This window comes from Pseudomonas sp. PNPG3, from assembly GCF_023093815.1.
GTDB classification, from domain to species: Bacteria; Pseudomonadota; Gammaproteobacteria; order Pseudomonadales; family Pseudomonadaceae; genus Aquipseudomonas; species Aquipseudomonas asiatica.
Genome location: NZ_JALLKV010000008.1, coordinates 158,454 through 164,852 on the forward strand (window position 1 = coordinate 158,454; position 6,399 = coordinate 164,852).

Here is a 6,399-nt window from a genome sequence, read left to right on the forward strand (position 1 = left end):
GGTGCTGGGTCGACACATGAAGTGTGCCGTCTTCGGTTAGCGCGCAGTAAAGACGCAACTCGGGCTTTACCTCGAATCTGCCCCCTGGGGCCGTCAAGACGGTACAGGCAGGGGAGAACAGAGCTGCTGTGCCGGCATCTGCCGACAGACTATCGGCAGGGTTTGGAGCTGTAAGGACGGTCACTGGGCGCTACCTCAGGGCTTGGTTTGGAACATGCCGGGCAAGGCGTTGGCTGGCTGGGTGAGGGCAGGGGGCTGGATGGCTACCGATGGGGCCTGGTCAGAAAACCCCAACGGGAATCGCTTGCCCTTACGCTCGAGCGTTACGCCGTCCAGGGTGATCTGAGCAACGCGGTAGCCACCAGGCAGCTCGCGGCCAATCAGGGCATCAACCTCGATACCGCTGCTGTAGAGCAGGGTCGCCTGCATCCTGCGAGCTGAACCCGTGACGGCCTTGACCACTGGGAGGTCTGACTTGGCGGCTGCTTTGCTTTCAGAGGGCAGGTACTGCATAGGCTGAGGCGCAGGGAAGGGATTACTCATCCCAGTGCTTACCGGTTGGACCGATGGCGTGGGTTCGCCCTTCATTTCTCGCTCGGCCTTGGCTCGTTCGGCTTTGGCCTTCAACAGAATTGTCTCGCTCTGTACCTTCCCCAGTTCGCCAATGCTGATGCCAGACAATTCCGAAGGGGTCGCAAAGGCATTCGTAGCGAACGCCGCGACGATCAAGAGGCCCACGGCGTTATTTCGCATACAGATCACCTGTCACAGTCCACATCAAATGGTTGGCCTGATACTCAGCCTTGATTTCGCGCAGCCTCAGCCCCTGGACGGGTGCGTCCGTGAGCGAGTCGTGCGGTAGCACACCCGTGCTGTACTTCAATTCAAACTGCCTCCACTCAGGGGGCGGAGGCGGTGGAGGAGCGGGTTGTCCTGGCAGGGCGGGCTCTTGGGGAACGGCAACAGGCACTTCAGTGAGCGTCGGTTCTTGAGAAAAACGATGAAGCGACGACGTCAAATTGGCAGTTGCTTCGGCTACGTTCAGCAGTGGCTCGTCACCTGCTGCAGGCAGAGATATCGCGTAAGGCAGCGTCGCGGAATTACCCTGGTTGAAGAATGCAGGGGGACCCGAAAAGACGCCGTTCGTGGCGGATATGAGGTCAGCCGCCGTGCTGTTGCCTGTGCGGTTGTAGGTGGTCAGAACCTGGGAGCCGTCGCACACAGCGTCGGCATAAAGCCAGCCATCGATGCTGGGGGGCAGCCAGTAAATGACCTTGCTGCAACCGTCCACAAAGTCTCCGACTGAGGGACGTTTTGCCCAAGGGTGCTCCAAGGCTTGTGCAGGCTGAGTGCTGCCACTCTCCCGCTCCAGCCTGGCGAGTTCTTCGAGCCGCTTCTGCTCGGCCGCCAAGCGTTTCTCCAGCTCAACCTGGTCCTGGTAGGCGCTCCACTGCGACCAACCGATCAGCCCTGCTGTAACAACGATGCCTGCGATTGCTAGCTGGGACAGCTCTGCTCTGGATAGCCCGAACACCAATGGGCGTAGTCGATACTCGCGCTTGAGCTTCGACGGCTGGAGCAGCTCATCGACATCGAGTGGTTTGCCCCCCATGTCGAATTCGGTGGGCAAATACCACTCTTCAAACTCAATCCCGCGGCTGCGCTGTTGCGCCACTCGCCGGCGGATTTCGACTTCCGAGCCAATGACGTCACAGCCAGGGATGATGCCGCCCTTGTAAACAGCGACAAGCGCGTATCGATCCTCGTCCGGGCTCACTCGCCAAGCGGCGATCCAGGACTCACCGAGCTGGCCTGCCAGGGTCGAGGCCAGGGAGTACATCCCTTTTGTCACACCATCGGTACGCGCAACGAAGCCGGCCTGGATAATTCGCGGGTTACGTCGAATCGTGACGATATCGAGCTTGTTCTCCTTACCGAACTGGCGAGCTTCCTTCATGTGGCCAGTCACGCTGCCCAGCGGGTGCCATCGCAATCCGGTGACGAACGCTCGGCCTCGGTGGTGCAGAATCTGCACCCGAGAGATGCGTGGCGACTGAGTTTCAGTGCTCATTGTCGGCATCTCAAAGAACCTGGCAGACGCTGAGTGGCGGCCTGCAGTGAGTGCGGGAGGCAGGAGCGGTTCCGTTCAAGCTGAACTGATGGCTGCTGAGGGGGTAAGGAATGCTCCAGCTGCTGGACAGGCTGTCGGGTAGAACGATCGGCGTTACCAGAACGACCAGGGAGCTGTGGGTGGTAGCGCGCTGGCGGCCGCCGCCCAGGCCAAAGAAGCTTGCACTCCCTACACCACTCTTGTTGGCGTTTTCACTGTTCTCATCGAACCCGGTGAGGACGAGTGTTTCACCGCTGCGCAGGCGTACCTTGGGGGCAACGTTCTTGGTGTCATAGTCTGTGGTCTGGATCTTCGATTCATTGCTTTCGAAGTCCTTGAAGGTGGGCTTGCTGCTGATGCTCAGCGTGATCATCAGCAGCATGTTTTCTTTGTCCAGGAGCTTCGGCAGCAGCATCATGTTGAAGCCACTGGTGATGGTTGCCGGCGTCAGGGCAGTGCTTGAACCTACCGAGGCAGTGGTGGTGGTCGAGCTCGAGGCGACGTAGCTCTGAACGTTACCGATCTGGATGGGCGCGGGTTGCAAGTTGAGTGTAGTGACCGAAGGCGAGCGGACCTCCGACACCCGGCCTTGCTCCGACAGAGCTTGGAGGACGGCTTTCGAGCCAGCCCACGGCGAGCTGGACGTGTCCAGAATGCTACCGGTTGCAGAGATTGCCTCGGAGCTGATGCCGGCAACGGTGTTGCTGAGTCCAAAGCCCCATTTGCCTGATATCGACTTGTAGACGGCGCTCCAGTTGATGGCTGTCTGATCGCTGTCGGTAAAGTTCACCTCATAGACCTTGACGTTGAAAAGTACCTGCCGCGTGATACTGCGGTTGGTGTCCTTGAGGTAGGCCGCGATACGGTTCAGTACGTCAGGGCGATCGCTGACGGTGAGCGAACCGGTGGAGCGCGAAAGCGACAGGCGCCCGGGCGGTTGTACGCTGAGCATTGCCCGCACATCGTTCTCGATGTCGGTCATCAACGATGTCTTGTAGGTCGACTTGGTGCTCTGGTTGCTCCCAGACTCCCCTGTGGCGCCCGAAGAGCTGGACGAGCCGGTATCTCCGCTGCCTGTCGAGGTCAGCAGGCCGGACTTCACCGTACTCTCGATTTCCAGGACATCGCCGAAGGTCCACACATCGAAGGTGCGCGTGTCAAAGTAGGTGATCCGCACGCCTCGTAGTTCCTGGTCAAAGTGCCAGGACAGGCCGAGCTGAGAGGTCGCCTGGTTGAGCAGACCGGATACTTTCCCTGAGTACTTGAGGCCCGAAATCAAGCTGCTGGAGCCAATGCCGAGGTCGAAAGTGCTCGTATCACCATAGCCACCCATCACTGAGCTTGGCAGGAGGCCGGCCAAGCTATCGGGGTTTGCTACAGGAGGCTTTGGCTGGGCCGTTTTGTCCGACTTCCCAGACGACAGAATTGCCGGGTTGATTGCATCAGGTGCCACGATTACCGGCAGGCCTGTTTCCTTGGTGATGTACTGGGCCAGTTGCGAAATCGAGACAGCCCCTGCCGGGCGATACGCGATGTCGGCATCGAGCGCGAAGGGCAGCCCACGCTTGCTCACCAGCGGCTGCGTCGACACCCACGGCTTGTTGCTGAACACCACGGTTTCACGCGCCTGTTGAGGCTGCTGATTCTGGAGGTACTTGCTGTATTGCCCTGCAGTTCGCCCTTCATACTCCGAGCGGTCAAATGACTCGTTCACGCGCTGCAGCGCGCAGCTGGTCAACATTGCCATGGCGATCGGCGTCAGGGCCCAGCGTGCCCAAGCGGACTTGGTCATTTCTTTTTCCTCTCAGCTACGTGCAGGACGCTCTGCGCCCCCTCGCTGCCGTCGACCACGAAGGGGCGAGGGGCGTTGTCGTAAAGTGGGAACAGCTGCTTGATGGCTTCCTGGAAAGACCCTTCGAAACGCAGCGGGGCCTCAATGGGGTAGTTGAGGTCCTCCTGTGCCCAGATCACTCGCCAGTTGGCTTTTTTGGCCCATTCCTCAACGGTCTCGCGCAACGTTGATCCAACTACGGCCGTCCATGCCTGGGGCAGCGGCGGTGGTGCAGCGACGGCTTTGACTTCGGCCACCGGTGCCGGCACCGCTGGAGCGGCGGGTGGCGGGGTATGAGGCTTCGATTTGTCGAGCTGTGCAGCGGTGCTTGGCGCAGGGGCCGGAAGCGGTTTGGCAGCAGGACTGGATGCTGCAGCCGGAAGAGAGCCATCCTTGGCAGGTGCCACTGGGGGGAGCACGGGGGTTGCTGCTGCAGAAGCTGCGACAGCGGGTGAAGATGTGGAGATTGGAGCCGGGGTAGGCACTGCTGCGACGACGACGCCTGCTGTAGAGGGGCGAGCAATTGCGAGAGGTTCAGGATGACCAAGGCCCTTGTCGGCATAGAGCTGGCTCGTCGGCGCCGGTTGGGACGGTAGTTGGTAGCCCTGGCGGAGGACGAAACACACCTGACGGTTCACTTCATCCACTTTGACTTGCCAGGCCGGGCCGGCGAGGACCTGCAGGGTGTTGCGCAGCGTCATCGGGCCGAGCTTGTACTGGGCAGCTGGCAACGGGCGGGTGTAGAGGATGTTGACGTGTTGAGCGCTTGGTGGACAGAGGGCGTACCCAGACCGATCCACGACGTAGAGCATGGCATCACGCACGCTCGGGTTCATGCTTGACGGGATGGTCACGTCGATGATCTGCGCCATCAGATCGCGCTGGCTTGCATCAGGCTGGGTGCTCACCATCGTGTAGCGACCATACCGGACCACCGGCTCTTTCTCCGGGCTTGCGCCGTTTGGATAAAGATCCGGAGACAGCCATTCGGGATTGCGACTGCTGTCGAATGCCGGCTTCGGCGGCTGCTCAGCCTTCTGGATCGCACAACCCGCAACAAATGCGGCGAGCGAGAGAGTGGTCAACTGCCTGATCATGAGGCCCCCTGTAGTCATTGAGGGCACGTTGACAGCCGAGCGTTTCCCGCGCAGCAAGAAATCAATATCACGCAGAGTTAGAATTTTCGGCGTGCAGGATCGGTGTCTGCAGTTGCCAAGTTTGGGGCTGATTTGCGTATGACATGAGGCCTCCACTGTCAGTAACGAAGGCTGCTCGAATCATTCCTGTCCTTCGCGAACAACCGATCACGGCCACTAGCTGCCACTCGGCATCCTGTCGAAAGCCGGATATATTTGAAGTAGAACGGTAATTACAAGGATCACAGCAATGGCGTACCTCAGTATCGATACGCTCGTAAATTTGGTTGTAGGCCTTATGGGGGCAGGCATTGGGGGATACTTTACTCTCAAGGGAACCAGTCAAGCGCATCGGTTCGCACTTGAGAAGGAAGCTGCAGCCGATCAGGAAAAAATGATTACTACACTGATGCTCTTACGCACCGAGATAGCGACCGCGTGGCAGATATTTAGTCATGAAATTGGGAATGAAATGCTTGCTCAGGCCTCGGATGAACCACTCCTGAGAGTATTTCCTATAGGGGAGTCACCCTTTCCTCTTTATAACTCTGCCCCGCAAGCACTCAACCTGCTGCCATGCGATCTGGCCCAAGATCTTGTTCACTTTTACATGCGTGCCAAAGGATTGATAGCGATGATTGAGATGAATAATCGTGATTACGAGCAGGCGCTTCAACATGGTCGTAATCTGCTGGGTGCTCGTCTAGTGCAAGATCGAAATATGTCTGAGCAATTGCAGCAGGAAATCTTTCAGAGCGGCGTCGAGTACATGGCAGCCATGTTGGGAATGGGTGATAGCGCGGAAGCTATTCGCGGGCTCGCCCGTGAGTTAGCCCCAGTGGTTAAACGCATAACAACTGCTGTCGACGATTTACTAGTCCCTCAAATCGACCGAATAGGCTAACTGCCGAAACCGCTCCGGTAGCATCTTGAGCGATCAAAAGCTCTACCTATTCCGTCGACCAACAAGCCGGCGCAGCTTCTTTTGACGTCCAGCGCCCACTATCTGGCCGGTGCAATACGTGGGCAGAGGTTGCGAGAGAAAAGAACGTTTGTTTACTTTGCTGAAGGTAGGTGTTTGTCTAAATGAGCTAGAAGATCTATGTAGGCGTCATACATTTCTCTAAATTGCTCTTGCTCTATTACATAGGTCTCACCGAGTTCGCCGGTGTGTGTGTGTTTTTGAAAATTCTCGTCGACTATGCCATAGTTGTGAATGCATATGTGGCGTACTTGGAAGGCGAGGTTTATTTTGCTAAATTTATCTGGCGGTTGCAGGAGCTGAGTGCAACACGGTTATTGAATTGAAGCCGGAGCATCAT

At 58.0% G+C, this 6,399-nt stretch carries 5 protein-coding genes; 1 reads left to right on the forward strand and 4 read right to left on the reverse strand.

The features are described 5' to 3' along the window. Positions 1–195: 195 nt before the first annotated feature. From pilP to MJ643_RS08640, 4 genes are all read right to left on the reverse strand, one after another. Positions 196–753 (reverse strand): type IV pilus biogenesis protein PilP, encoded by a 558-nt coding sequence (gene pilP, locus MJ643_RS08625; protein ID WP_023660714.1) that lies wholly within the window; start codon positions 751–753, stop codon positions 196–198. After that, complete coding sequence (gene pilO2, locus MJ643_RS08630; RefSeq protein WP_305955418.1) at positions 743–1,957, reverse strand: type 4b pilus protein PilO2; 1,215 nt, start codon at positions 1,955–1,957, stop codon at positions 743–745. Before pilO2 ends, pilP begins: the two co-directional genes overlap by 11 nt. Before the next feature lie 124 nt (positions 1,958–2,081). After that, a complete protein-coding gene (locus MJ643_RS08635; RefSeq protein WP_247726736.1) occupies positions 2,082–3,902 on the reverse strand; it encodes a PilN family type IVB pilus formation outer membrane protein in 1,821 nt (606 codons plus the stop codon). Then, the gene (locus MJ643_RS08640; RefSeq protein ID WP_247726737.1) at positions 3,899–5,038 is read right to left on the reverse strand and encodes a TcpQ domain-containing protein; all 1,140 of its coding nucleotides are present in this window, start codon (positions 5,036–5,038) and stop codon (positions 3,899–3,901) included. Before MJ643_RS08640 ends, MJ643_RS08635 begins: the two co-directional genes overlap by 4 nt. 289 nt (positions 5,039–5,327) lie before the next feature. On the opposite strand from MJ643_RS08640, the gene MJ643_RS08645 reads away from it, so the two are divergent. Continuing rightward, entirely contained in the window at positions 5,328–5,981 is a 654-nt protein-coding gene (locus tag MJ643_RS08645) for a hypothetical protein (protein WP_247726738.1), read from the forward strand. Positions 5,982–6,399 lie beyond the last annotated feature (418 nt).